This window comes from Cerasicoccus frondis, assembly GCA_031296915.1.
Classification (GTDB): Bacteria; Verrucomicrobiota; Verrucomicrobiia; order Opitutales; family Cerasicoccaceae; genus Cerasicoccus; species Cerasicoccus frondis.
The window spans coordinates 108,545-131,805 of the sequence record JAVDPC010000009.1 but is presented as its reverse complement, the minus strand read 5'-3'; the positions used below and the strand labels follow the sequence as shown (position 1 = coordinate 131,805).

The 23,261-nt window shown below is 56.9% G+C and carries 17 protein-coding genes; 9 read left to right on the top strand and 8 right to left on the bottom strand.

Going from position 1 to position 23,261, the window contains the following annotated elements:
• Positions 1 to 66: 66 nt before the first annotated feature.
• Positions 67 to 1,857, top strand: a complete 1,791-nt coding sequence (locus RBB63_RS09510) for an ATP-binding cassette domain-containing protein (protein WP_309383520.1) — start codon at positions 67 to 69, stop codon at positions 1,855 to 1,857.
• Positions 1,858 to 1,916: 59 nt separating this feature from the next.
• Here RBB63_RS09510 and RBB63_RS09505 read toward each other — a convergent pair whose 3' ends face one another.
• Positions 1,917 to 3,092, bottom strand: a complete 1,176-nt coding sequence (locus tag RBB63_RS09505) for a glycosyltransferase family 4 protein (RefSeq protein ID WP_309383515.1) — start codon at positions 3,090 to 3,092, stop codon at positions 1,917 to 1,919.
• A 9-nt stretch (positions 3,093 to 3,101) separates the two neighbouring features.
• On the opposite strand from RBB63_RS09505, the gene RBB63_RS09500 reads away from it, so the two are divergent.
• The 7 genes from RBB63_RS09500 to alr all read left to right on the top strand — a co-directional run bounded on the left by RBB63_RS09500 (position 3,102) and on the right by alr (position 10,700).
• Positions 3,102 to 3,914 carry an SDR family NAD(P)-dependent oxidoreductase gene (locus RBB63_RS09500; RefSeq protein ID WP_309383511.1) on the top strand — a complete coding sequence of 271 codons (813 nt, stop codon included), beginning with the start codon at positions 3,102 to 3,104 and terminating at the stop codon, positions 3,912 to 3,914.
• On the top strand, positions 3,911 to 5,002 hold the full coding sequence (locus tag RBB63_RS09495; RefSeq protein ID WP_309383504.1) for a glycosyltransferase: 1,092 nt from the start codon (positions 3,911 to 3,913) through the stop codon (positions 5,000 to 5,002). The genes RBB63_RS09500 and RBB63_RS09495 overlap by 4 nt, the downstream gene beginning before the upstream one ends.
• Before the next feature lie 83 nt (positions 5,003 to 5,085).
• Complete coding sequence (locus RBB63_RS09490) at positions 5,086 to 5,817, top strand: class I SAM-dependent methyltransferase (RefSeq protein WP_309383499.1); 732 nt, start codon at positions 5,086 to 5,088, stop codon at positions 5,815 to 5,817.
• A 147-nt stretch (positions 5,818 to 5,964) separates the two neighbouring features.
• Complete coding sequence (locus RBB63_RS09485; RefSeq protein ID WP_309383497.1) at positions 5,965 to 6,873, top strand: chorismate transformation FkbO/Hyg5 family protein; 909 nt, start codon at positions 5,965 to 5,967, stop codon at positions 6,871 to 6,873.
• Positions 6,874 to 6,900: 27 nt separating this feature from the next.
• On the top strand, positions 6,901 to 8,145 hold the full coding sequence (locus tag RBB63_RS09480) for an NAD(P)/FAD-dependent oxidoreductase (RefSeq protein ID WP_309383495.1): 1,245 nt from the start codon (positions 6,901 to 6,903) through the stop codon (positions 8,143 to 8,145).
• Between the two features lie 45 nt (positions 8,146 to 8,190).
• Complete coding sequence (locus RBB63_RS09475; RefSeq protein ID WP_309383493.1) at positions 8,191 to 9,459, top strand: enolase-like domain-containing protein; 1,269 nt, start codon at positions 8,191 to 8,193, stop codon at positions 9,457 to 9,459.
• 59 nt (positions 9,460 to 9,518) lie between these two features.
• Positions 9,519 to 10,700 carry an alanine racemase gene (gene alr / locus RBB63_RS09470; RefSeq protein WP_309383491.1) on the top strand — a complete coding sequence of 394 codons (1,182 nt, stop codon included), beginning with the start codon at positions 9,519 to 9,521 and terminating at the stop codon, positions 10,698 to 10,700.
• Between the two features lie 4 nt (positions 10,701 to 10,704).
• On the opposite strand, the gene RBB63_RS09465 is transcribed toward alr, so the two are convergent.
• From RBB63_RS09465 to RBB63_RS09450, 4 genes are all read right to left on the bottom strand, one after another.
• Positions 10,705 to 11,304, bottom strand: coding sequence for a class I SAM-dependent methyltransferase (locus tag RBB63_RS09465; RefSeq protein WP_309383489.1), 600 nt, complete (start codon positions 11,302 to 11,304; stop codon positions 10,705 to 10,707).
• Positions 11,305 to 11,311: 7 nt separating this feature from the next.
• Positions 11,312 to 12,631: an amino-acid N-acetyltransferase gene (argA, locus tag RBB63_RS09460; RefSeq protein ID WP_309383487.1), complete on the bottom strand. Its 1,320-nt coding sequence runs from the start codon at positions 12,629 to 12,631 to the stop codon at positions 11,312 to 11,314.
• 118 nt (positions 12,632 to 12,749) lie between these two features.
• Positions 12,750 to 13,343 (bottom strand): HNH endonuclease, encoded by a 594-nt coding sequence (locus RBB63_RS09455; RefSeq protein WP_309383484.1) that lies wholly within the window; start codon positions 13,341 to 13,343, stop codon positions 12,750 to 12,752.
• A gap of 127 nt (positions 13,344 to 13,470) precedes the next feature.
• Complete coding sequence (locus tag RBB63_RS09450) at positions 13,471 to 13,863, bottom strand: hypothetical protein (RefSeq protein WP_309383482.1); 393 nt, start codon at positions 13,861 to 13,863, stop codon at positions 13,471 to 13,473.
• 85 nt (positions 13,864 to 13,948) lie between these two features.
• On the opposite strand from RBB63_RS09450, the gene RBB63_RS09445 reads away from it, so the two are divergent.
• Positions 13,949 to 15,112 (top strand): serine hydrolase domain-containing protein, encoded by a 1,164-nt coding sequence (locus RBB63_RS09445; protein WP_309383480.1) that lies wholly within the window; start codon positions 13,949 to 13,951, stop codon positions 15,110 to 15,112.
• A 275-nt stretch (positions 15,113 to 15,387) separates the two neighbouring features.
• On the opposite strand, the gene RBB63_RS09440 is transcribed toward RBB63_RS09445, so the two are convergent.
• The 3 genes from RBB63_RS09440 to RBB63_RS09430 form a co-directional block, all read right to left on the bottom strand.
• Positions 15,388 to 17,304 (bottom strand): amidophosphoribosyltransferase, encoded by a 1,917-nt coding sequence (locus tag RBB63_RS09440; protein WP_309383478.1) that lies wholly within the window; start codon positions 17,302 to 17,304, stop codon positions 15,388 to 15,390.
• A gap of 154 nt (positions 17,305 to 17,458) precedes the next feature.
• The gene (locus RBB63_RS09435) at positions 17,459 to 17,767 is read right to left on the bottom strand and encodes a hypothetical protein (RefSeq protein ID WP_309383476.1); all 309 of its coding nucleotides are present in this window, start codon (positions 17,765 to 17,767) and stop codon (positions 17,459 to 17,461) included.
• A 141-nt stretch (positions 17,768 to 17,908) separates the two neighbouring features.
• Complete coding sequence (locus RBB63_RS09430; protein ID WP_309383474.1) at positions 17,909 to 23,101, bottom strand: beta strand repeat-containing protein; 5,193 nt, start codon at positions 23,099 to 23,101, stop codon at positions 17,909 to 17,911.
• Between the last annotated feature and the right edge of the window lie 160 nt (positions 23,102 to 23,261).

Here is a 23,261-nt window from a genome sequence, read left to right as displayed (position 1 = left end):
CCATTTTATGGCCTCGTAGGATTTTGCTTTCCTGTCGCTGTCAGGTTGGGCAATAGTGGGCTCTTTATGCTGCATGTTCGTAATGTATCCTTGGCCTTTGGTGGACCTGCTTTGGTTGACGGCGCTTCGTTCGAAGTCCGTGAAGGGGAGCGCGTGTGTCTGGTGGGGCGTAATGGCGCTGGTAAGTCATCGTTGCTCAAGGTGCTTGGCGGGCGGATCACGCCCGACGAAGGCGAAGTCTACACGCCTGCAGGCACTCGGGTAGCAATGCTTGATCAGGAGGCGTCGATTGATGTGACCGGCTCAATTCGTTCGGTTGTCGATGGTGCGTTGGATGGAGAGCAACTTGAGCAATGGGAGCGTGATGCGCGCGTAGATCGACTGTTGGCCGACATGGAGTTGGACAGCGATGTTGCCTTTGAATCGTTATCTGCTGGCATGAAACGCCGGGTCTTGCTCGCGTGTTGTCTAGTGCTGGAGCCAGGGGTGTTATTGTTGGACGAACCGACGAATCACATGGATGTCGATGCGATTGGCTGGATGGAAAATTTTCTGCCGAAGTATCGGGGCGCCTTGTTGTTTATCACGCACGACCGTGCGTTTTTGCAAAACCTGGCCACGCGTATCCTCGACTTGGAGCGCGGCGTATTAATCAGTTGGGATTGCGATTACCAAACTTATTTAGAGCGCAAAGAGGCTTGGCTACAGGCTGAGGCGCGGCAATGGGCGGAGTTTGATAAAAAACTCGCCAAGGAAGAAGTGTGGATACGCCGGGGTATTGAGGCGCGTCGAACCAGAAATGAAGGACGGGTGCGATCCTTGCTGAAAATGCGTGAAGAGCATCGCGGTCGCCGTGAACGTCAGGGCCAGGTTAATCTGGCGATGGAGGAGGCGGATCGTTCCGGACTCAAGGTTATCTCGACGGAAGGCGCTACATTTAGCTATGATAATCGCCCGATCATCCGTGACTTCACGACACTGATACGACGCGGCGATAAGGTTGGGATCGTGGGAACCAATGGCGCTGGTAAATCCACCTTGGTGAAGCTTTTGCTGGGAAAACTGCAACCGCAGGCTGGCTGGGTGAAGCATGGTTCGAACTTGGAAATTGCGTACTTCGATCAGTTGCGGGAAGCGTTGGACCCGGAAATGATGGTGGTCGATGCGATTGCAGGTGGGCTCGATACGGTGACGATCAACGGGCAGCGTCGTCACGTCATGGGCTATCTGGGAGACTTTCTTTTCTCGCCTGATCGCGCGCGTGGGCAAGTGAAAGTGCTGTCGGGTGGAGAGCGCAACCGCCTGCTTTTGGCGCGTCTGTTCACGAAGCCATTCAATGTGCTCGTGATGGATGAGCCCACCAATGACTTGGATTTGGAAACGTTGGAATTACTTGAAGAGCGATTGCTGGACTACTCCGGCACGTTGCTTTTGGTGAGCCATGACCGTGCGTTTTTAGATAATGTCGTCACTGAACTGTTTGTGTTAGAGGGCGATGGCGTGGTTCAACAAATGGTCGGTGGTTACAGTGATTATCTGACGATCAAAAAGAAAAAGGCAACAGCTGCCACGACTACGAAAGCAAAGGAGTCTACACCTCCGAAAGGCAAGACGCCCAAACCGCGCAAGTTTTTAAATCGTGAACGCTGGGAGTGGGAGGCGTTGCCAGGAGAAATTGAAAAATTGGAGGCAGAGCAGTCAGCGTTGGCCGAGAAATTGGGGGAGGCCTCGACTTATCAAGATGCAAATAAATTAGCTCAAACTCAGGCTCGCTTGGAGGAGCTTGAAACGCTGCTCTTGGAAAAATATGAGCGTTGGGAAGAGCTGGACACATTGAAAAGCGAGTTGGAAGGCTGATGCACATGGACTTTGCGACTGATGCGCGTCGCTTCGACCGGCTTACCGATTTACGAAGCTCATAGCTCGCCGAAGTGAGCGTCGACATTGGCGCGCCAGGAAAGTTCTTTAGCTCGGGCTTTGCCGGCGTTGGCCATTTCTTCCCGTAGTTGCGGGGATTCGAGTAAGCGCGTGAATGCAGAAACGAGCGCTTCGGTGTCACCGGGCTTGATCACGATGCCGCTTTGGTCATGGCGGACGGCTTCGGCGACGCCACCGGTATCATGCGCGACAACGGGCAAACCGCAGGCTGCGGCTTCAAGGTAGACCAACCCAAAACCTTCGATGCTGATGCCGCTTTGAATGCTGGTCATCGCGAAAATATCGGCATCGGCGTAAATTTGTGGCAATTCATCATCCTCAACTTCTCCGACAAATTCAACCGGCACGCCACAGTCGTCCGCTGTTTGGCGGAGCTGCTCGACATAAGCCAATCCGCCTTTCACGACGGGGCCCACGATTTGGTATTCTACCTGTGAGCGCAAATTTTCCGGAAGTCGGGCGAGTGCTTCCATGACGAAATGCTGGCCCTTACGCGGGTGTATGCGCCCGACGGTGATGATCCGGACCCGCGAATACAGGCGGTCGCGCTTACGATCTGGCGGGTTTTCAAAATCGTGTCTGAGCGCGCCGGGAACGACTTTTATTTTAGCCGGATTGGTTGCGGGAAATTTTTCCAACAACAATTCACGATTATAATTGGAGACAACGCCGATGCGGTCCGCGCGCCTCAGTAACCGATTGAAGAGAAATCTGCGATGAGGTGAGCTGGCGAAACGAAGAATTTCAGTGCCGTGAAGTGTGAGCGCCAGCGCCTTGGGCTTGGGCAGAAACAGCAGTGGCGCATACATCATCGTGAAGATGGGCCCGGGCTCAGGTAAGTAGACGATGCTGCGTTCTACTTCAGTCCGATGGGTGCGCATCATGGTCGCAGTTGCATGACGGCAAGTCCAGCCGAGGCTGCCAATATTGGGAATTGGGTGGAGTGGGTATGGTGGACTGCGGTCGAGGAGTCCGTTGCGGTTCGAGGCCCACACGGAAATTTGATAACCTGCCTGCTTTGCGGCGAGCGCCATTTCCTCTGCGTACGTCGCGATGCCCCCGCGTTTCGGATAATATTCGTGGGTGATCAGTAGGACTGGCGTAGTAGCAGGTGACGACATCGCGATTGACCAACTCCAAAACTTTGGGAACATGGCCTCTTTATGCAACCTTTGTCGCAAAGATATCGCACGGCGTTGGTCACGGGCGCGAGTTCGGGGCTGGGGCGCGCCTTTGCGGAAATGTTATTGGCCGAGGGCGTCGAAGTTTGGGCTACGAGTCGTGACGCCCAGCGCTTGCCGATGCACGATCAGTTGCATCCCCTCGCACTGGATCTCGCCGATGGTCGCAGCATGGAAGCGTTTATGCGTGGGATGAATCCACTGTTTCCTGAGTTGGACATCCTCGTAAACAATGCGGGCAACGGCGTTTTTGGGGCCTTTGAGGAAATGTCTCCCAATGACATTGGCGATCAGTTGCGCGTATTGCTGCATGGGCCAGTGGCGCTTTGCCATCAGGTTTACCCACACTTGATGGCGCGTGGAGGCGGGGCAATCGTCAACGTGGCTTCGCTGGCGCGGGATTTTCCACTGCCGTATTTCAGCCTCTATAATGCAGCTAAGGCGGGGTTGTCGAACTTCACGCGCAGCTTGCAGACGGAGTGCATCGGTAGCGGAGTGACCGTGATCGATTTTCAACCTGGCGACTATAAGACTGCGTTTAACAACGCTTCCAAGCGTGCCGAGGATTTCAGTAACGAGCGTGAGGAGCAGGCTTGGGTTAGCCATGAAAAACACCTGAATGCGGCGCCTGATCCGCGTCGCGCAGCACGCGATCTTCGCGCCGCACTGCAACGAGAAAAAAGTGGGGTGGTGCGTAGTGGTGATTTATTTCAGGCAGTGATCGCGCCGTTCCTTTCACGTTTGGGGAGCTGGAACTTGGTCGAACGCGTCATGCGCGCCTATTACAAGCTGTGAAGATCGCGATCGTTCAGGACTGGCTTCGTACCGGCGGTACGGAGAAACACACGGTGCACTTGGGAAATTGCTTTGCCGATGCAGGGCACGATTCGGTCGTCATCACCTGTCGTCCCAAGGGGCCTTTGAGTCAAAATCTACGGGCGCGGCACATCGCGTTGCAGCCTATCGACACTCACTGTAATATTTGGACGCCTGGGCTAACGACAACGCTTCGTTCCGAGGTGCCGGACATCATTTTGCTGATGGGCAAGGTGGCTAATTGTCGCGGTCTGCGCATCAAAGAGCGTGTGCCCGAAGCCGTGGTCGTGGGGACTTTGCGAACGGGTAATCCGATACCTCATCACTACGAGCGCAGTCTTTGCCTCGACGATGCCGTGGTCTGCAATTCGCAATGGACAGCGGACCGTGCGTTGCGCATCGGTGTGGCGCATGACCGCGTGCTCGTGGCGCCCAATGCCGTTGGGCGGAATTGGGACTGGAAACTTCGGGCGAGCCATCGCGCTGCAATTCGTGAGGAAATGGAGGTAGGTTCGGCCCCGGTTTTTATCAAAGTGGCGGCATTTCGCCCGGGCAAAGGACAGGCTGAACTCCTTCACGCATTGGCCAACTATCGTCCGCAGGAAGATTGGCGTCTCTGGCTGGTGGGGGAGGGCGTGACGCGCCGTGAGTGCGAGAATACGGCGCGCGATCTTGGTTTGGCGGATCGCGTGACTTTTTGGGGCAATGTGCCCGATCCGTATCCTTTGTTGGCTGGCGCGGATGTGGCGGTATTTGCTTCGCAGGCTGAGTCTCAGCCCAATGCACTGGTTGAGGCGCAATGGTGTGGGCTGCCCGTAGTCGCTTATTGTACGGGTGGTGTCCGTGAATGCTTTTTACCGGATGTGAGTGGCTACGCTGTTTCGTTGAATGACTCCGGCGCTTTTCGCGAGAAGCTTGGCGCCCTGGTGGATGATGCGAATCTGCGGGCTGAAATGAGCGAGCGTGGCCGTGAGTTTGCGGTGAAGAAATTTGAGTCCGGCGACAACGCCAGTCGCTACCTGGATCTGTTTGAGCGGTTGCTGCGCAAGCGTCGAATGGAGTTCTAATATTTCTGAAAGCGAGAAATCCCCCTGTCCATGATTGATTTTTTGCGTTGCCGTGTTGGGGCCATTCTTGCTGACTGATCGCCATGCAGCCGCACCCCGAATTGACCGACCACTATGCTTCACTGGAGGAGAAGCAGGGCTTTTTGCGTAAGGTCTTTGATGATGCGGCGCCCCACTATGAGGGCATTGCGAAATGGGGTTGGTTTGGCACCGGGCATAATTATCGTGTCTGGACATTAAAAAAGAACGGACTCAAGCCGGGCATGAAGGTGCTCGACGTGGCCGCTGGCACTGGGCCGACCGCCCGTGCGGTTCGTGATGTGATTGGCGTTGAGCGCGAAAGCGACATCACCTGCCTGGAGCCGAGTGCTGGAATGATCGCTGAATCACGAAAGCTACTCAACTGCGAGCATGTTCAGGCTGGCGCAGACGCCATGCCCGTGCCCAATGAATATTTTGACTTCCTGACGATGGGCTTTGCCCTGCGACACGTTGATGAATTGGAGCAGGCTTTTCGTGAGTTTCACCGTTGCTTGAAGCCTGGCGGCAAGGTGTTGATCATGGACGTGACAATGCCCCCGAGTCTGATTGGTCGGGTATTCTTTAAACTGTATTTTAAGCACATTTTGCCGACCTTAACGAAGCTTTTCACCGGAAGTGAATCTGCACGTTATTTAATGGCCTATTATTGGGATACGATGGACCAAATGGCTCCTACGCCTGAAGTGCTCCAGGCCATGCGTAGTGCAGGTTTTTCCGAGCCTAAACACAGTTTATTGTTGGGCTGTTTTAGTGAATACACTGCCGAGAAATAACTTGGTTACCGACTGCTTTGATGAATCAACATACTGCTATGCCTGCTTTCTGTCAGATGACTTTTCACTTTAGACCTTCGAAGTCAAAACTCTGCCACCTGCGCTTTGTCGCGAATGCAATCGACACGTTAAACCCCTGATGCAGTTATGCCCGTTCGGGTTGTTTTTGGAGCAAAGGAGTCAGGGCTGGACCCTGATAATGGTCAGATTTTTTTGGCGACGCCTTTACTGTTGGGGCCTGGTCATGAGACGATTTGTCAGGGGGAGCTGGATGTATTCGAGCGCTCGTCGGAGCATTTCCTGGCCGAAAGCAACGGCTGGCTGACCTCAGCCTACTGCGTGCCCGTTGGCAATTCATTGGCACAGAATGTCGAGGGCCTGTACCAGCGTATGCTCGCCGATTTTTCAGATGCGCAAATGGTGCGCTTTTGGAATTTCGTGCCCGCGATCAATGAGCATGTCGAGGGCCTGGAAAACTACCGTGCTTTTTGTGTGGGGCGGCATGATGCGTTTGTTGAGCAGTTTGGCGCCCGCGCAAATGAATCGTTCTGTTCGGCATCTGCGGTGGGCATTGACGGAACATTTCTGGTGGTGATCGGCATGGCGACCCATCGCCGGGCGCTCCACCAGGAGAATCCGCTACAGGAGCCAGCGTATAATTACCCGTTGCGCTATGGTCCCCGCGCGCCAAGTTTTAGCCGTTCTTCCTACGTGCCCGGTGAGTCGCCTGCGTTGTATATTTCAGGTACGGCCTCGGTGCGCGGTTCCGACAGCATCGCTGAGGGTGATTTGCACGGCCAATTGGAAATAACCGGCGAAAACCTGGATCGTATCATTGCCGAAAGCGTTGGCTCCCTCGGGCAGGATATTTCGCAAGTCGGCCCTGCATCCGCCCGCGCTTATGTGCGTCATGCTGAAGACGCCGAGGCGGTAATGTCTTGGATTAAGGGGCATGCTTGGAGCTCTGAAGATCGCATCAACATTGTGCGTTCCGATATTTGCCGCAGCGAACTGCTGGTGGAGGTCGAACTATCATGGCCGGCCGCCTTGACCTAATGGGGCAACCACGCAACCCTGCTTTCTATGCCCGATGCCCGTTATGATTGCCTGATCGCTGGAGCTGGACCCGCAGGAGCGGCAGCGGGCATTTTGTTGGCGCAGGCTGGCCATCGTGTATTGATCGTTGAGAAGCAGGCATATCCTCGTTTTCATGTTGGCGAGTCCCTCATCCCCGCCGTAAACCGAATGCTGAAAAAGCTGGGTGTCTGGGAGCGTATGGATGAGCTTGGCTTTCTGCGAAAATACGGTGCGGAGTTCTTGTATGGCGATGGCTCGCAGATGGTGCACAACGTCTTTGCCAACGGCTACGTGCCAGGCTATGAATTTACTTACGAGGTGGAGCGCTCACGCTTCGATCAGTTATTGCGTGATCGCGCCATCGAAGTCGGCTGTGACGTTCGGCAACCAGTGGCGATTAATTCGCTCTCGCAGGAACAAGGCGGATGGATCGCACAACTCTCCACCGGAGACAATGCCCAGGCAAACTGGTTGCTTGACGGCACGGGGAGGGGAGGGATTCTCCCACGACATCTCGGCTTAAAACCATCTGGCTATGATGACTTGCCCAAGCGCTTTGCGGTCTACAGCCACTTTCGAGGCGTTAGGCGTAGAGCTGGACGTGAGGCGGGTAATATCACCGTGGTGCGCGTGCCCGATGGTTGGTTTTGGTCGATCCCAATTGATGACGAACGCACTTCGGTTGGTCTGGTGACGATGGGTAACGCCAGCCGCAAGCGTCCTGAGGAAATTTTTCAAGAGCAAGTAGAGTCCAATTCATTCATGCGCGATTGGATGGCGGGCGCCGAATCAGTCGGGCATTTCCGGGTAGAGGCGGATTACTCGTTTCGGCAGCCGCAGTTTGCTGGTGAGAATTGGTTTTTGCTTGGCGATGCGGCCTGTTTTTTGGACCCAGTCTTTTCTTCGGGAATTTTTTTGGCGTTTGCGTCCGCCGAACACGTGGTGGAATTATTAAGCGGGCAGGCTCGAGCCGCCAGGCGACTTACGCCTGCCGAGCAGCAAGCATACCATCGCCGTTTGAGTAAGAATGTCGCCGTGATGCGTCGGTTGGTCAGCCTGTTTTACGATCCGCATGGGATATCGGTTTTCATGAGCCCATCGAACCGCTGCCAGATGTTTGCCGCAGTCAATGCGGTCATCGCCGGGCATACCAATCTGGATTTCGGCCTTTGGTGGCGCTTTAATTTGTTTTGCCTGATTTGCCGTCTCAATCGCCGTTTGCCGATTGTGCCTTTAGTGGAACTTAGCTGATCGTTTGCGCTTGGCGCAGGCGCAGTGGCAACGTAGAACCGCCCCATGATCCGTGTCCGACGCTCTTCCATAAACCGGTTCAATACCCCCGACGAAACTGCCCTGATCTGTTTTTTAACTTTTACATTGGGCGAGGGGCGTGCTGCGCGTAGTTGCGCCGTCATCCGCCCTCCAGCTGATGAGCCAGAATATCTTCAGGCTGCTCAGCAGGCCGCCCGACTGGCGACTGAGGTGCGTGCAGGCAGCGTTTTCAGCTTTTGGCTACAGTTGCGCGATGCGCTATACTCTTGGCAAAAAACCAATGAGAAGCCTGCGCAGGCGGCGGCCTTTGGTTTGGCGCTGATCGAGCGTGCGCTGATGGACGGCTTTTGCCGGTCGCTGTCCAAACCATTTGCGAACTGCCTGAGGGACAACGACTTCAAGGTCGAACTCGGAAAGCTATGTCGGCCTCTGAAGGGGCGGCAGCCTCAGGAGCTTCTGGAGCCAGTCAAGACCGATTCGCTCAAGGTGCAGTTTGCTGTTTCGGAAGGAATGCCTATGGCCGAGGTGGAGGCTGCGGTCCGGAATGGGGTCCGCCAATTCAGCATTGGTTTGTCCGGGCAACCTTCGGCGGATCTCGTGCGCTTGATTTCGGTTGCGGAGGTTTTAGACGGCATCAATGGACGCTATTCGATCAGTTTGGAAGGTAACGGCGCCTTTACGCAGACTAGTGATTTGCTTGCGCTTGTTTCCGGAATGAAGCCGGTCAATGAGTTGAGAAAATTGAGCCGGAGCATTGCATACATCGAGCAGCCTTTTCCGAAGGAAGCCTCACTGACCAATGCCGCCGTCGCGCTTTTCGCGGAGTGGCCGGATCGCCCGCCCATTGTGATAGACGAGTCCGATGACAGTCCCGGCGCTTGCGCCCGTGCGCTGGAGTGGGGCTATGCGGGCACGGTTTGCCGACCGGCGCGAGGCGTCATTCCTAGTCTTGTTGACGCCTGTCTTTTGGGGGCTCGTCGGGACCGGGAGCCGATTGGCAAATGGACGTTGGCAGGCGGGCCGTTGAGCTTTGATTTGCCGCTGGCGCAGTTGGCTGAGCTTTCCGTGACCATGGCGCTGGGGCTCGATTCGGTCTCTGCGACCGCCGCGACGTTGAATGCGGGCGCCGAGTATTTGCCATGGCGCGAGGCGCTAGCCCAAGAGCATTCAGAGACCTTCGACTCAGAGCTTCGTCTCAAGTTGTCCGCTGGTGAAATCTCTTTGGCAGACATTGCCCAGGCTCCCTTTGGCTGCCGGGCGGACATCGACGCTGGCGCATTGAGCCATGTCTAGATTCGTTCCCTGAAAATAACGGTTCACCAACAACGTTTTTTCATCAAGACTTTCTTTCAATGAATGGCTCTTCGCATCGTTGCTGGGCGGAAATTGACCTAGCTGCTCTGGAGCGCAACCTCGGAAAGATCCGCGCTGCGTTGCCCTCGCACATCCGCTACGTGGCGGTGGTGAAGGCCGATGCGTATGGTCACGGCATGCCTCAGACCGTGGCGCGTCTCATGCAGAGTGGAGCCGACGCTTTTGCGGTGGCCAACGTTTATGAAGCGGCCGAACTGAGGGAAATTGGCGCTGGCTGGCCGATACTGGTCCTGGGCGCAGTGCTTCCAGAGGAGGAGGCGTATTTGCTGGACTATGATCTCGTCGCGACGGTTTCGACGATTGAGGAAATTGAGCGGCTGAACAAGCTCGGTCGCAAGCGCAAGAGCCCAGTCCGGGTGCACCTGAAAGTCGATACTGGCATGGGACGCCTTGGCATTTGGCACACGGAAGTCAGGCCGGTGTTCGAGGCCATCGCCGCAGCCCGGCATATCGCGCTTGAAGGGGTGTTTACACACTTTTCCAGTGCGGATAGTGATCCGGAATACACTGCGCTCCAGCGTAAGCGCTTCTTGCAGGTCTTGGACAAGTTGCCCGAGCTGGCGGATCAGAAATTACTCATCCATGCTGACAACAGTGCTGGCCTTGACACGTTGGCGCCCGACAGCCCGTTCAACGCCGTTCGCGTGGGGCTTTTGCAGTTTGGCCATGCGCCGTATCGTGGATCTTTGCTGGACCGCATCAAGCCGGAGCCGGTGCTGAGTTTTCACGCACGGGTCAGCATTATTAAAGAGCTGCCTTCGGGCGTGCCGATCAGCTACTCACAGACTCACCGGTTGCGTAGACGGAGTCGGCTGGCTGTGCTGACGGCGGGGTATGGCGATGGCATTCCCACCACGGCCAGCAACCGCGCCGAAGTGCTCATTCGCGGGCAGCGTTGCCCCGTGTTGGGACGGGTGACGATGGACCAGACCATCGTGGACGTCACGGACTTGCCGGAGGCGACTCCTGGCGATGTCGCCACGATGATCGGCGCTCAGCCTTTGCCCGAGCATCTATGTGAGCCCGACCGTCGGCAGCCTCAGTTGGCGACGATCACCGTGGAGGAGTTTGCGCACTGGTGTCACAACATTCCTTGGGAAATTTTCTGCTCGATCACCAAGCGCGTGCCGCGACATTACAGGACTTCCCGCGAGCAGTGAGCGGCTACGCAGGTTTTTGCGAGACGACTTGCACGGTTGCGCTGAGGCCCTGATGGTAGGCCCCTTCGTTGATTTCTCGTTCAACCTCGCGGCTAATCACCAAGTCCAGTTGAGCAAGCTCCTCCTTTAATTCCGCCAGCGTCATCAGGAACTCTTTCATTTCCGGCGGGGGTCCGCCGCGCCCAGGCATTGCATGCTGCTTGGGCGTGTAGCATTCCAGAATGTAAACGCCCCCTGCGGTCAGCGCATTGGCGATTTGGGAATGGACTCGCTTGCGGACGGGGGGAGGGGTGTGCCCGAAGATGCAAATAATGCCGTCCCAGTCTTCGCCAAGATCGTGCACCGCCAAATCCGCCACGAGTGTTTCGATGGCGACTTCGTTTTCGCAGGCAAGCTCGGCGGCGCGCGTCAGGCCGACAGGAGATAAGTCCAGCGCCGTCACCTGATAGCCTTGCTTTGCCAGGAAAACTGCGTTGCGTCCCTGACCTTCGGCTAAGCAGAGCACTCGCCCGCCTGTGGGAATCCGGCGAAATTCCTCGCGCAGAAAATCGTTGGCCTGTTTGCCGTAGGCAAACTCTGGTTCACTGAAACGTTGGTCCCACATGGCGAGATTAGCCGAGATCGCGAAGCAGTACTTTGCTGGCGCGTTTGGTGCTTTCGTACTTTTCGCGGCGGGCTTTGGGCAAGTCTTTGGGGCTGCCTTCGCTAAAGCCGGCGACTTCCTGAAAAAAGCGCGCGCTCTGTGTGCTGAGGGCGATGATACGCTTGTAGCCGAGGCGCTCGGCTTCTTGGACGGCGAATTCCGTCAATTTCTTGCCCACGCCCTTGCCTTGATAGAAGGGCTGCACCAAGACGCCAGCGAGCTCGACCGCTTTCGGGCGCGAGCCTTTGAGCGGAACCAGGCAGCAGCAACCAATGATGCTTTCGTCCACGACATACACGAAATAGTCTTCAATGTGTTGCTCCACCTCCTGCCGAGTCCGGGTGACAACGGCTTCGGTGCGGTTGGCGGCGTTGCGCAGAATTTGATACACGCCCTGGGCGTCCTTCTTGCGTGCGGCGCGAATCTGTTGGTAGTCGTTGGCGTGGATCATCGTGCCAAGGCCAACTTTATCGAAGATCTCGGTAAGCAAACCGCTGAAGACGCGGCCATCCAAGATATGCGCGCGCGGCACGCCAGCCACGAGTGCGTCGCAGGCTTCGCGAGCCTTGCTGATCAACCGGGAGTCGACATCATCGGGGTTCTTTTTGAGAATTTTCTGCAACTCGTCCAGCGGCACGTTGACTTTAGTTTCGCCCTTGATTTTGAGCCCGGAATGAGGCGTCAGGTAAATGAGTTTCGAGGCCTGTAGGCCGGTTGACAACTCCGTCGCCATGAGGTCGGAGTTGACGCGCAGCGGGTAACCTTCGCGGTCAAAGCAGATGGGGCTGAACACCGGCACGATGTCGCGGTCCAGCAAGTCACGAATCAGGTTGAAATCGATCTTGTCGACTTTGCCGGTGTGGAGGTGGTTTACGCCGCCGATTACGCCGACTTCAGTGGCGCGAATGGCGTTAGTCAGCGCGCACTTGAGGTTGTGCCGCGTCAATTGCCGCACGACGCTTTGCCCGACTTCGGCTGACGCCTTAGTCGCGAGGCGCAGGGTTGCGTCATCCGTCGGCGCGCTGCCGTAGGCGTCGCTGATGGGGATGTTGCGCTCGGCGGAAAGCGTTTTCAACTGCCGACCAATGCCATGCACGAGCACAATGCGGATGTGCAGGCTTTTCATGACGGCTAGGTCGGTGATGACATTGCCGAAGTTGTCGTCGTCGACCACGGAGCCATCGATCGCCACGACAAAGATCTGCCCTCGAAACATCGGGACATACTCAAGGATGCCACGGAGGTCCGAAGGTTTCAGTGAGGTCGTAGGCGTCGGCAAGTCACTCATTGCCAATCATTACTAAGGTTCCAGCTCGCGTGGTAAACGCTAAAAAATTACCTGGCCTGGTGCGGCGAATCCTGGACGTGCCCGTTTGCGGGCAGGGCTTGCGCATTTTGCGCGCAAGTTACTTACCCATGAAGTGCTGCCACTCGGGTTCCGGGTCCTGCTCTTCAACCAGGCTGACGAACGGACGCCACTTGGGGCGTGCGGGCTTCTTCAGCAGGCGCATGCCAGCTTGGTGCGGCATCCGGTTCGCTTTCTGCGTATTGCAGCGAACACAGGACGTCACGATATTTTCCCAAGTCGTGCGGCCTCCCTGATGACGCGGAATCACGTGGTCCAGGTTCAGGTCGCGCTCGTGGTAATGATGCCCGCAGTATTGGCACTGGTGGTCGTCGCGCTCAAAAATATTGCTGCGGTTAAACTTGATTTCCTTGGTCGGCACGCGGTCGTATTCGCGCAGCAGCATGACTGTCGGGATGCGGATGCGCATCTTGACGGTGTGAATTGCGTCGAATTCCGATTCGGGTGGATTGGCCAGCGAGTATTCGATCCACTGCGTGGCGTCGAGCATTTGAAAATTGCCGCCGGTCGTGTCCAGCGCTTGCGCATGGTCTTGCATCAGCAAAGAAAATGCGCGCCGAACGCCAACAATGTTGACCGGCTGCCAGAGGCGGTTCAAGACCAGCACTCGCTTCGATGGAAGGTTCTCCGACATGAGCTGCTCATGAGTTATTCACAGGCTGTGAATAAGTCAAAGCCAAAGATTTCAAAATTCACGAAAGCGCTTAAAAAGCGCCATGCGTGGCCATTGGTCAACCGAAAACGCCCTGTTTGCGGGCTTGTTACGAAGGTTGAAGGGAAAAGAGGCTCATCCCCAGCACACCGAGGATGACAACCACTAGCGCAAAAAGGACGATTTGCGCAACCAGCGCCAGCGCGTAAATCTGCACTCCCTTGCCAAACGTGACGCCATAAACCCAGCCGATAACGGCGCCGTTGATGATCAGGCTGATCAAGACACCCACGGCATTGCCCAGGCCAGGGATGATCGTTCCGCCGCCTCCCAGCAGACCCAGCACGAACCAACTGATCAGCATGGCGATCAACGCGCGGCCAATCGTGTTTTCCCGTTTGGGAATGCCCGCCCAACTCGCGCCTAGGCGCAGGCAGAGCGTTATCGCCCAAAGGGCGACCAGCACCATTACGATCATGACGAGGATGCCGACTAATTCCATGGCAGCAGGAATAAATGCGTCCGCAGATACATCCAAGTCTGAATTGCAAAATTGATGACATGGGTTATCGCTTCAAACGTTGACTATGCTATATCGCACCTACGGACTCACTTCACTGCTACTGCTCGCCTCGACTGCCATTCGCGCGGACTTGGCGTCAGACATTTATAATATTGCCGCCCAGCATCAGGACGACGCGGGCGTGCCGGGCATCATTGTTGGCGTCTGGCAAAATGATGCGCCGATCACGGTTTTCGCGCGCGGACTTGCGGACCTTGACAGTAGCACGCCGATCAATGTCGACGATCATACTCGCATTGGCAGCGTCACGAAGTCCTTCACCGTCACCCGGTTGTTGCAGCTGGTGGATGAGGGAAAGGTTAGCCTAGACGACCCGATCAGCGCCTACCTGCCTACCATTCAAAACGGCAGCGCCACGTTGCGCCAATTAGCCAACATGACCAGTGGCATTTACAATTACACGGCCGACGGCGCCTTCGTGAACGAGCTTTTCAACGACCTGACCCGTCAATGGGCGCCGCAGGAGCTGGTCGATGTCGCCGATAGTCATGACCCCAATTTCGCGCCTGGCGCCCAATGGCAATACTCCAACACCAATACCGTCGCCCTCGGCATGGTGATCGAAGCCGTAACGGGCAACTCGCTCGCCGACGAAATTAACAACAACGTCCTGGCCCCGTTGGGCCTGAGCAACACGTTATATCCGACGACGATCAACTTGCCCGATCCCTACGCCAACGGCTATGGCGTCTTTGACGCTGAGATTGGTTATGAGGACATTACACTGAGCAGTCCGTCTTCTTCGGCGGGTTCGGGCGCGATGGTCTCCGATATGGCAGACCTTAAAGTTTGGGCTGAGGCATTGGCCTATGGCACGCTGCTATCGCCCGAGATCCAGGCCGAACGCCTGGAGATGATCAACACCGTTGGCGGTGATGGCCCGGAGTACGATTCCTATGGGCTTGGCATTGGCGAGATCGATGGCTTCCTTGGCCATACCGGTGATTACCTGGGCTATCAGGCGCTTGTGATGTTTGATCCCGAAACAGGGCAAAGCGTGGTCATCCTGACCAACCTCCTTTCCGGCGAACACATTCCCACGGACATTTTCCGCGATATCGCGCCGCTGCTCCTGGTTCCTGAGCCCGCCGAATGGGCCTTGATCATGGGAGCGGCAATGTTGGGCGTCATTAGTTGGAGACGTCGTGCATACTCAAAGCGTGATTGAAAACATTATTTTAAGTTGAAACGCAGGTAGTGTAGGTTTGATGCGCAATCAACCCAAGGCTTCCCCCGTGAAAAACATTATGCGGCAAGCAAGGCCTTGAGCGTTGAGGCACACGTCGATGCTTGCCGTACATTGGCGTCTTCGCCGGTGTCGTTCCAGTCAGTTGGTATTCAGCACACAGGGGTTTCGCCTGTGCTACTTCATGCAGTTTGCTAAGCCATTGGCGCAATGTGCCAATCCGGATGCAACGCATCCGCCGGTGCAGCGGGACGCTGCTAGTAGGAGCGGCCTTCGCGCTTTTCGTAAAAGTTGATGAAGGCGCGGTTGAGGACGCCAAAGCCGCCTGGAGTCGGATAGTTGCCGGTGAAATACCAGTCCCCATGATTGTTAGGGCAGCTCTTGTGGAGGTTCTCAATCGTCTGGTAGATGACTTTCACTTCGCCGTCCCAATCCGGGGTTTTCGGCGAAACCAACTCAGCGATCTTCGCTGAAATTTGCTCAGCGGTGAAGTGGTCGTAAAGCCGCTTCACGTGGTTGACCATTTCGCTGACTGGCTTTTCGGATTGTGCACGGCAGTCGCGGTAAACTTCGTTGATCAGCTCGTCGGCGCCGGTTTCTTTGAGCAGCGCAATCGTCGCCTGGAAGGCGATGAATTTGCCCAGCTCAGACATGTCGATGCCATAGCAGTCCGGGTAGCGAATCTGCGGCGCCGTTGAGGCGATGACGATTTGCTTCGGCTCGGTGCGCGAGAGAATGCGCAGGATGGAGCGCTTGAGCGTGGTGCCGCGGACGATGGAGTCGTCGATGCAGACCAGGTTGTCTACACCGCTTTCAATTTGTCCATAAGTGATGTCGTAAACGTGCGACGCCATTTGGATGCGGTTCGACTCCTGGCTGATAAAGGTGCGGATTTTGATGTCCTTGTGGGCGATCTTTTCGCCACGCGGCCAGTTGCTCATGATGAGTTCGTCGAGCAGCGCTTCGTTAAACTCACCCTTGGCGTGGGCTTCGAGCAAGCCCTTGCGGACTTGTTCGCGGCGGCGCACACGGAGCTCGTCCATGAGGCCATAGTAGGCGGTCTCGGCGGTGTTCGGGATGAAGCTGAACACGCTGTGTCCGAAGTCGTCGTCGATCGCGTCGCAGATCTGGTCGGAGAGCGCGCCACCGAGGGCCTTGCGCTCCTTGTAGATTTCCGGGTCGTTGCCGCGAGAGAAATAAATGCGCTCGAAAGAGCATGGCGCTGGGTCGGGCGCGGGCTCACGAACCTGCCCGACGCGCAGCTCGCCATTGGCCTTGACGACCACGGCGCTGCCGGGCTCGATTTCCTTCACGTCGCCCTCGTGCTGATCGAAGATCGTCATGAGCGCCACTCGCTCGGAAGCGAAGGCGACAACGTCTTCGTTGGCGAAATAGAAGGCAGGGCGAATGCCCAAAGGATCACGGGTCACGAAGCAGTCGCCGTTGCCGACGAGGCCGCCCAAGGTGTAACCGCCATCCCAGTCGTGCGAAGCGTCCTTGAGGATATTGATCAGATCCATGCGCTCGCTGATGATCGCCGCAATCTGATCGCTCGGCACGCCGCTGTCGCGCAGCTCGTGGTAGAGGCGCTGGTGTTCTTCGTCGAGGTGGTAGCCGATTTCTTCGAGGACGGTCTGGGTGTCGGTATTGAAAATCGGGTGCGCGCCGCGGGCGATGAGCTTGGCGTTCAGGTCTTCAACGTTGGTCATGTTGAAGTTGCCCGCGAGCATGAGGTTGCGGGTGGGCCAGGGGCTGCGGCGGAAGTATGGCTGGCAGACGCCCTTGCCGTAACCGCCGGAGGTGCCGTAGCGCAGGTGGCCCATCAGGACCTCGCCGCCGAAGGGAAAATGCTTTTTGAAGGTCTCAGGAAACTCAGGGAAGATGGACTTATTGAGCTGCTTGTTGTAGTCCTTCATGATCTTTTTGACCACGTTGGCGATGGGGTTTCGCCCGTTGTCGCGCTCGCGCTCCATGAACTGCTCGCCCGGGGGCATATTGAGCTTCACGCAGCCGATGCCAGCGCCGTCCTGCCCGCGGTTGTGCTGCTTTTCCATCAGCAGAAAAAGCTTCTGGAAACCGTAAAGGAGGTCGTCGTATTGGTCGCGATAATACCGCAGCGGCTTCAACAGCCGAACGATCGCAATGCCGCACTCATGCTTAATTTGGTCGCTCATTAGGCAAAGCCCATCGTAGTAAAGGCCGTAAAAGCCAGAAAGCCAGCACGAATTCACGCTTACGTAACAACGTAACGAAATACGTTTGATTGCATCGCGCTGGAGCCTGCTTGCCGCCTTGCATTCGGGTGTTTCTTCGGGTGGGAAATTTTATCTATCGGCGTTTCTTACGCTGCTTTAAATAGAGGGGCAGGAGGGTTGTCTCGATGTGGGCAAACGCGGCTTGCAAGCCCTCGGCCTGATAGACGTCGCCAATGCCGGCCTCGACTCGGGTCGGCTCTCCTACGCAGCCCAGGAAGTCGTTGGCGGTCATGTGGATAAACTCCTCGGTGCGGTTGGCGGCTTTGATATCCTCCTGGGCCAGAATCCACTCCCGCGCAAAGAGCGCGAGCACCGCGTCCCCCACCCAGGCGCGGGTGCGGAGGTCGGCAAGGTCGTCGGTGGAAGGTAATGGTTTACGCATCGATTTTACCCAAAACACGGCGCATTGATGCCTTCATGCAACACTAATCTCCCTCTTTTGCAAAAAGGGAAGACGAGCATTGGGTTCATTGTCGGCATGGGCTGGTCGTCGTCCAGGGGCCATGATCCTTGCTCAACTGGTCTACTTAGCGGCCTGCGAAGTAGATCCTTTGCGCTGGCGCCGCCATTCAAATAGCGCCAGGCAAAGGATCAGTGCTCCACCCATTGCGTAGGTCCCGGGCTCTGGGACTGGGTAGGGCACGACTTCGCCCGTAGGTAGGATCCGTGCTGCGTAAATACCTGCCGAAAGCCCGGCAGGATTTTTAAAGAATATTTGGCCGACTTGGGCGGTCGTGGCCCCGTATAAATCCGCGCCGATGTAAACCTGGTCGAGACCGCCGCCGTCGAATTCTCCGTTCCACCCTTCAATGATCAGGCTGCCGCTGCTGTTCCAGGCAACCTCCGAGCTGTCGGCAAACTTGACGATGCTGCCGTCGCCCGCATCGCTGCCCAGGTTGAGGTTTACCTGAGATGAAGCGTCAAGGGTGAGCGTGCCAAGGACTTCATCGGAGTCATTGACGTTCCACGTGGGGGTGGTGCTGCCGGTCAGGTTGTCGCCGAAAACCATGGCGGTGTTGTTCTCGATCTGATTGCTGGTCGCGTTGAGCAGGGTGCCGCCGTTGATGAGGATGGTTCCTGCCTGAATGTTATTCAAATTGCTGCCGATGGTCACCAGGCCGTCGCCGGTTTTGGTGATCGTGCCGAGGTTTTCGATGTTGGTGTTGGCAGTTGCGGCGGTGATCAGGGTGCTGTCGCCGTCGGCAATGTTTAGCGTGATATTGGGCGCGTTGCCGATGTCCATTCCGCTGGTGAAAGTCAGGTCGTCGCGGACTTCCAACGTGCCTGCAGTGGCGGCGTTGCCACCGTCGAAGGTTGAGTTGGCGCCGAAGATAGTGGGGCCCTGAGTGACGGTCAGGTAGCCGGAGTTGTGGAGGTCAATTTGCCCGTTGAGATTGATCGAGCCGTTTGTGTCGGTGGCGACCGTGAGCAGGGAGCCTGAGCCATCGACGGTTAGCGTATCGTTCTGGCTGATGGTCAGTGTACTGCCGGTGGCGCCGTTGGTCAGGTCGATGTCCATCGTGGCGCCGTTAGTCACGCTGATGCTGGAGCCGGCGTTGCTGGTCGTGAAATTACTGTCGCCAATGAAGTCCACCGTGCCGCCGCTGACCGCCACCGAGCTGGCGCCATCGGTGAGGATGTTGCCGCCAATGTCGAATGTGGCGCTGCCTGCGGTTTGGGTGAAGTCACCGTCGAAGGTGAGGCTGCCGCCAGCGGTTACGTCGACTACGCCTGCGTTGGTCAGCGTTGCGCTGTCGCCAATCTCGATGCTGCCGCCTGCGGTGGCGTCGAGTGTTCCGCCGGAGTTGACGATGACGTCGCCGTCGCCGAAGACGGAGGTTCCCGTGCCGGCGCCGCCGATGAGCATGTTGCCGCCGATCAAGCTGGAGGCGGCGCCATCGTTGACCACAAGCTCGTCAAAGGTGTTGGCGGCGGTCAAGTTAAGCGTGCCGTCGCCTTCCTTGGTCAGCACTTGGTTTCCACTGACGACGCCCGTCAGGTTGGTGGTGACGCCGCTCTCGACTGTCAGGGCCACGTCGGTGGAGAGGGAACCGGCGCCGGACAGCGTGAGGTCGCTGCCGTCGTCGTTGCCAAAGATCAGGTCTGCGTTGATGCTGTAAGTTTCATTGAGACTGCGGTCGGCCCCGGTGGCGGCGACGCGCCCGCCATTGAAGGCAATCCAGTCATTGCCCAGGGCGCTGTTACTGCCAACGAGGACATTGCCGCTGTTGAGGATAAAGCCGTCGCTGAAGGTGTTGTTTCCGTGGAATTCGACCGTCCCATCGCCGGTGGCGTCGACGAATACCTGGCCCTGATTGAAGCTGTCGACGATGTTGCCGTTGATCACGGTCGTGCCTGAGCCCATGAAGCGAATTTCGGAGTCTATCAGCAAGTCGCCGAGGTTCATGTTGCCGTTGACCGTGACGACGCCAGTGGAGTTGTTCGTGAACAGGGCGTTGTCATAGAAGGCGAGGTTGCTGTTGAAGGTGGGGGAGCTGTCGCCGAGCACCGTCAGGTTCAGAGGGGCGCTTAAGAGTGTGTCGAAAATGAGCGTGTTCTCCGCAATGGTGAAAGCGGCGTCGTTGTCGATGACCAGTGTGTTGAGGACTCGACTGCCGTTGAGCTCGATGGTGCGTCCGTCGAGATTGGCGTCAGCCGTGCCGATGTAGGCGCGGGCGGCAGTGCTGTTGGGGAAGCCAGCAGGACCGTCCCAGTTGCCATTGCGGTTCCAGTCGTTCGGGTTACCGTTGTTGCCAGCCGTCCATTCGTAAAAGCCGGAGAGGTCGGGCACGATTTCATAAACGCCGCCGCCCAGGCTGATCAGGTCGGCGTCGCCGTAGCCGGTGAAGTAGATGTTGATGAGTGACCCCGGGCCTGTGCCAAAGGTGTTGAGCTCATTGTCGAGGACTTGCAGTCTCGTGTTTCCGTTGCCGGAAAAGCTGCCTGCCCAGTTGTCAATCGTCAGAATGCCGAGGTCGTGGTCCATGTCGGCAAAGGTCAGGTAGCCGCCAGTAGCGCCTTGAAAATCGATGGTGGAGCTGGCGTTGAGGACCATGAAATCCATCGTGTCTGCATAGCCGTTGACGGCGAAGGTTCCGCCTTCGAGCACGAGGTTCATTGAGTCGGCAAACGCATGGTTGGCGCCCATCGTGACGGTTCCATCGTCTACGGTGAGTGAGCCGGTAAAGGTGTTGGCGCCAGAGAAGGCCATGTTGCCGTCGCCTTGCTTGACGAAGTCTCCCGAGCCGCTGATGACGCCGGAAAAGGTCGTGTCGGTGTCGTCGGAGCCAGCAGTCAGCGTCGCGCCCTGAGTGAGAACTGATCCGCTGCCAGCCAGCGAGCCGACAAGCTCGTTATTCGTGGCGGCGCCCATGTTGAATGTGCCGTCGACGACTAGCGCGCTGCTGTCATGAAGGAGACCGCCAGAGTTATTAAGCTGCAGGGTCGAGCCGTTGAGGACTTCGGTCGTTCCGCTTTGCGTACCCTCGGAGCCACTGTAGATGACCGTGCCGCCACCGGTAATAACCACATTTTGACCAGCGCCGTCGAGGTTCCCACCGGAACCATTGAGCTCAAGAGATGCCCCGGTTTCTGCGCCAATGTAGGTCGTGCCGCCGCTTAAAGTGACGGTGTTGTTGATCTGGTTCGTTCCGGAGTCAGCCCAAATGGCGGCCTTCCCAGAGACGCCGGTTCCGGCGGCGTAAAATTCTTCGCCGGAATTAATCGATCCCACGTTGGCCATTTCCAATGTCGCCCCGCTGGAAACGTAAGTTTCACCAACGACGTCGCCCAGGGCGCCATTGTTTTCAATGCGCAGTGTGCCAGCGCTCACGGTTGTGTCGCCGCTGTAGGTGTTGCCGACACTGAGCGTGGCCGTGCCTTCACCAGTCTTGGTGAGGTTCGTTCCAGAGCCGGAAATGGCGCCGTTGAAGTCGATGTCGGTTCCGGCGGCGGTGTAGGCGGTTAAGTCGTAGCCCGAGCCCGCGACTGCGCCATCGACGTCGAGAGTGCCCGACTCGGCGCCGATGGTGGAGTGACTTTGTAAGGTGATTGCGCCTTGGAAAGAGTTGGCGCCACCCGCATTGACGAGGGCGCCAGTGTATCCATCTCCAACTCCATTCAATAAAAGTGTCTCGCCGCTGGGGGTGCTGATATTGTTGGCAAGGGCGAGCGAGCCGCCGTTTTCGACAGTAACGCCGTTGGCTGTGGCGCCTAGCGCGTTGCTGTGTTCAATGCGCAGGCGCCCGTCCTCAATGGTGGTTTGGCCAGTATAGGTGTTGTCCCCGTAAAAAATGGTCTCGCCTTCGCCGTCGGTCACCACAGCGCCTGCGCCGCTGATGACGCCGCTGGCCGTGGTGACGCCCGCTGTTTCAAATTTCACCGTATTGCCATTGGTGTTGATATCGCCAGTGAGCGTGAGCGTCTGAGCGACCAGGTTTTGAATGTCCAACTCGTTATTGGCGACGATGTCGGTGTGGATCGTGTGGTCGGCATTGCCCGTGGGGCTGTTGAGCACGTTTAGGTAGCTTTTGCCGACGCCGTTGGTATCGAAGATCAGTGATTGAGAGCCTGATGGAGTGAGCTCGTAGCTGGAGCCCCCGGCAAATGTGGCGCTGCTGATTGTTTTATCGCCGCCATCGAGGGTGATGGATTGGTCCGTTAGCGTGTCAGCAAAGGCGTCGGTGAAGAGCACGTGACTGTAGGTGGTGGGCACGGTGTCCTGATCCCAGTTTATCGATGTGCCCCAGAGACTATCGCCAGCCTCGTTATCCCAATAGTAAGAGTTGTCGCCGCCAAAAGTGCTGATTTCCAGATTTCGGATTTCGTAGACTTCGTTGAAGCCGCCAGTTGCTCCGGAAAAGCCGAGACGTAGCTCATCAGGGCGGACGCCGGGTAGGGTGGTTTGCAGGATTTGGGTGAGGGAATTATCAAATCCGGACTGCATCCAGACGGTCAGTTGATCGTTCTCATCCAACTCCATAACGAAGTGCCGGTAGTCTGCGGCGTCTTGATCTGGCCGATTAGCGGAATTGGCGAAATCGAGGTTCGTGAACAATGTCGAAGTCGCGGCGCCGGTGGTGTTGGAGACGGTGCCAGTCAGGAAATCATAGCCGGTTGTGCCGCTGCCTTCGCCGCGAACAGTCACAGTGTTGGGCACCAGGCCAGTAATGTCGCCCGAGCGGCCTTCTTCGCCGTTGGCGAAATTGCCGTATACATCGAGACCGACGCCTACGTATGCACCCGCCAGGCCGTCCACTCCTGTGCGCTGCGCATAGCCCAGTGAGCCGCCGTAGGCGCCGGGATCGAAGGATTCACTGGCGTCCCACATGAAAACGGTGATGCCATCAGCGGGGTTGGTCCCCGGTTTCCAAAACGCGAAATCAAATTTCACGCGTATGGTATTCGATGAAGACGGAATTGCGGTGTCCAGCGCGACTGCATTGGCTTGGTTGCCGGTGGTGGTGGCAAGCCGTAACCAGCCGTTGCCGTTGACATCGATGGATGGCGCGCCACTTTCCGGGTCGGCGGCATTGGGTGTGGCGGTCGCAGTTAATCGGGCGCCAGGGGAGCTGCCGGAGCCATCCGTTTGAAATTCCCAACCTGGGGCTGACTCATAGCGAAACGATTCGTTGTACACCAATTGGGCACCGAGGCTCAGCGGATTGCTGGCCAAAATGGCGAGTCGGATAAGTTTGGGTAGGTCGCCGTGAGTCATGGCGCGTTGGTTTTTGGATGAACGTGTAGGAAGGTTCTATTTCCCTCTTACTTAAACTTATCGGTGCCATTAAATTTTATTTTATGAGGCTAAAAATATTTGAAATTCGATAGTCTCTAAGGCGACTCCACTCCCCAATCTACATAACTACCACCGAAAC

Coding starts and splice junctions, on each gene's coding strand:
- RBB63_RS09465 (WP_309383489.1), bottom strand. CDS start 11,304: ATGTGGGACCAACGTTTCAGTGAACCAGAGTTTGCCTACGGCAAACAG.
- RBB63_RS09475 (WP_309383493.1), top strand. CDS start 8,191: ATGATCCGTGTCCGACGCTCTTCCATAAACCGGTTCAATACCCCCGAC.
- RBB63_RS09500 (WP_309383511.1), top strand. CDS start 3,102: ATGCAACCTTTGTCGCAAAGATATCGCACGGCGTTGGTCACGGGCGCG.
- RBB63_RS09455 (WP_309383484.1), bottom strand. CDS start 13,343: ATGTCGGAGAACCTTCCATCGAAGCGAGTGCTGGTCTTGAACCGCCTC.
- RBB63_RS09485 (WP_309383497.1), top strand. CDS start 5,965: ATGCCCGTTCGGGTTGTTTTTGGAGCAAAGGAGTCAGGGCTGGACCCT.
- RBB63_RS09505 (WP_309383515.1), bottom strand. CDS start 3,092: ATGTTCCCAAAGTTTTGGAGTTGGTCAATCGCGATGTCGTCACCTGCT.
- RBB63_RS09435 (WP_309383476.1), bottom strand. CDS start 17,767: ATGCGTAAACCATTACCTTCCACCGACGACCTTGCCGACCTCCGCACC.
- alr (WP_309383491.1), top strand. CDS start 9,519: ATGAATGGCTCTTCGCATCGTTGCTGGGCGGAAATTGACCTAGCTGCT.
- RBB63_RS09490 (WP_309383499.1), top strand. CDS start 5,086: ATGCAGCCGCACCCCGAATTGACCGACCACTATGCTTCACTGGAGGAG.
- argA (WP_309383487.1), bottom strand. CDS start 12,631: ATGAGTGACTTGCCGACGCCTACGACCTCACTGAAACCTTCGGACCTC.
- RBB63_RS09445 (WP_309383480.1), top strand. CDS start 13,949: ATGCTATATCGCACCTACGGACTCACTTCACTGCTACTGCTCGCCTCG.
- RBB63_RS09430 (WP_309383474.1), bottom strand. CDS start 23,101: ATGACTCACGGCGACCTACCCAAACTTATCCGACTCGCCATTTTGGCC.
- RBB63_RS09450 (WP_309383482.1), bottom strand. CDS start 13,863: ATGGAATTAGTCGGCATCCTCGTCATGATCGTAATGGTGCTGGTCGCC.
- RBB63_RS09480 (WP_309383495.1), top strand. CDS start 6,901: ATGCCCGATGCCCGTTATGATTGCCTGATCGCTGGAGCTGGACCCGCA.
- RBB63_RS09440 (WP_309383478.1), bottom strand. CDS start 17,304: ATGAGCGACCAAATTAAGCATGAGTGCGGCATTGCGATCGTTCGGCTG.
- RBB63_RS09510 (WP_309383520.1), top strand. CDS start 67: ATGCTGCATGTTCGTAATGTATCCTTGGCCTTTGGTGGACCTGCTTTG.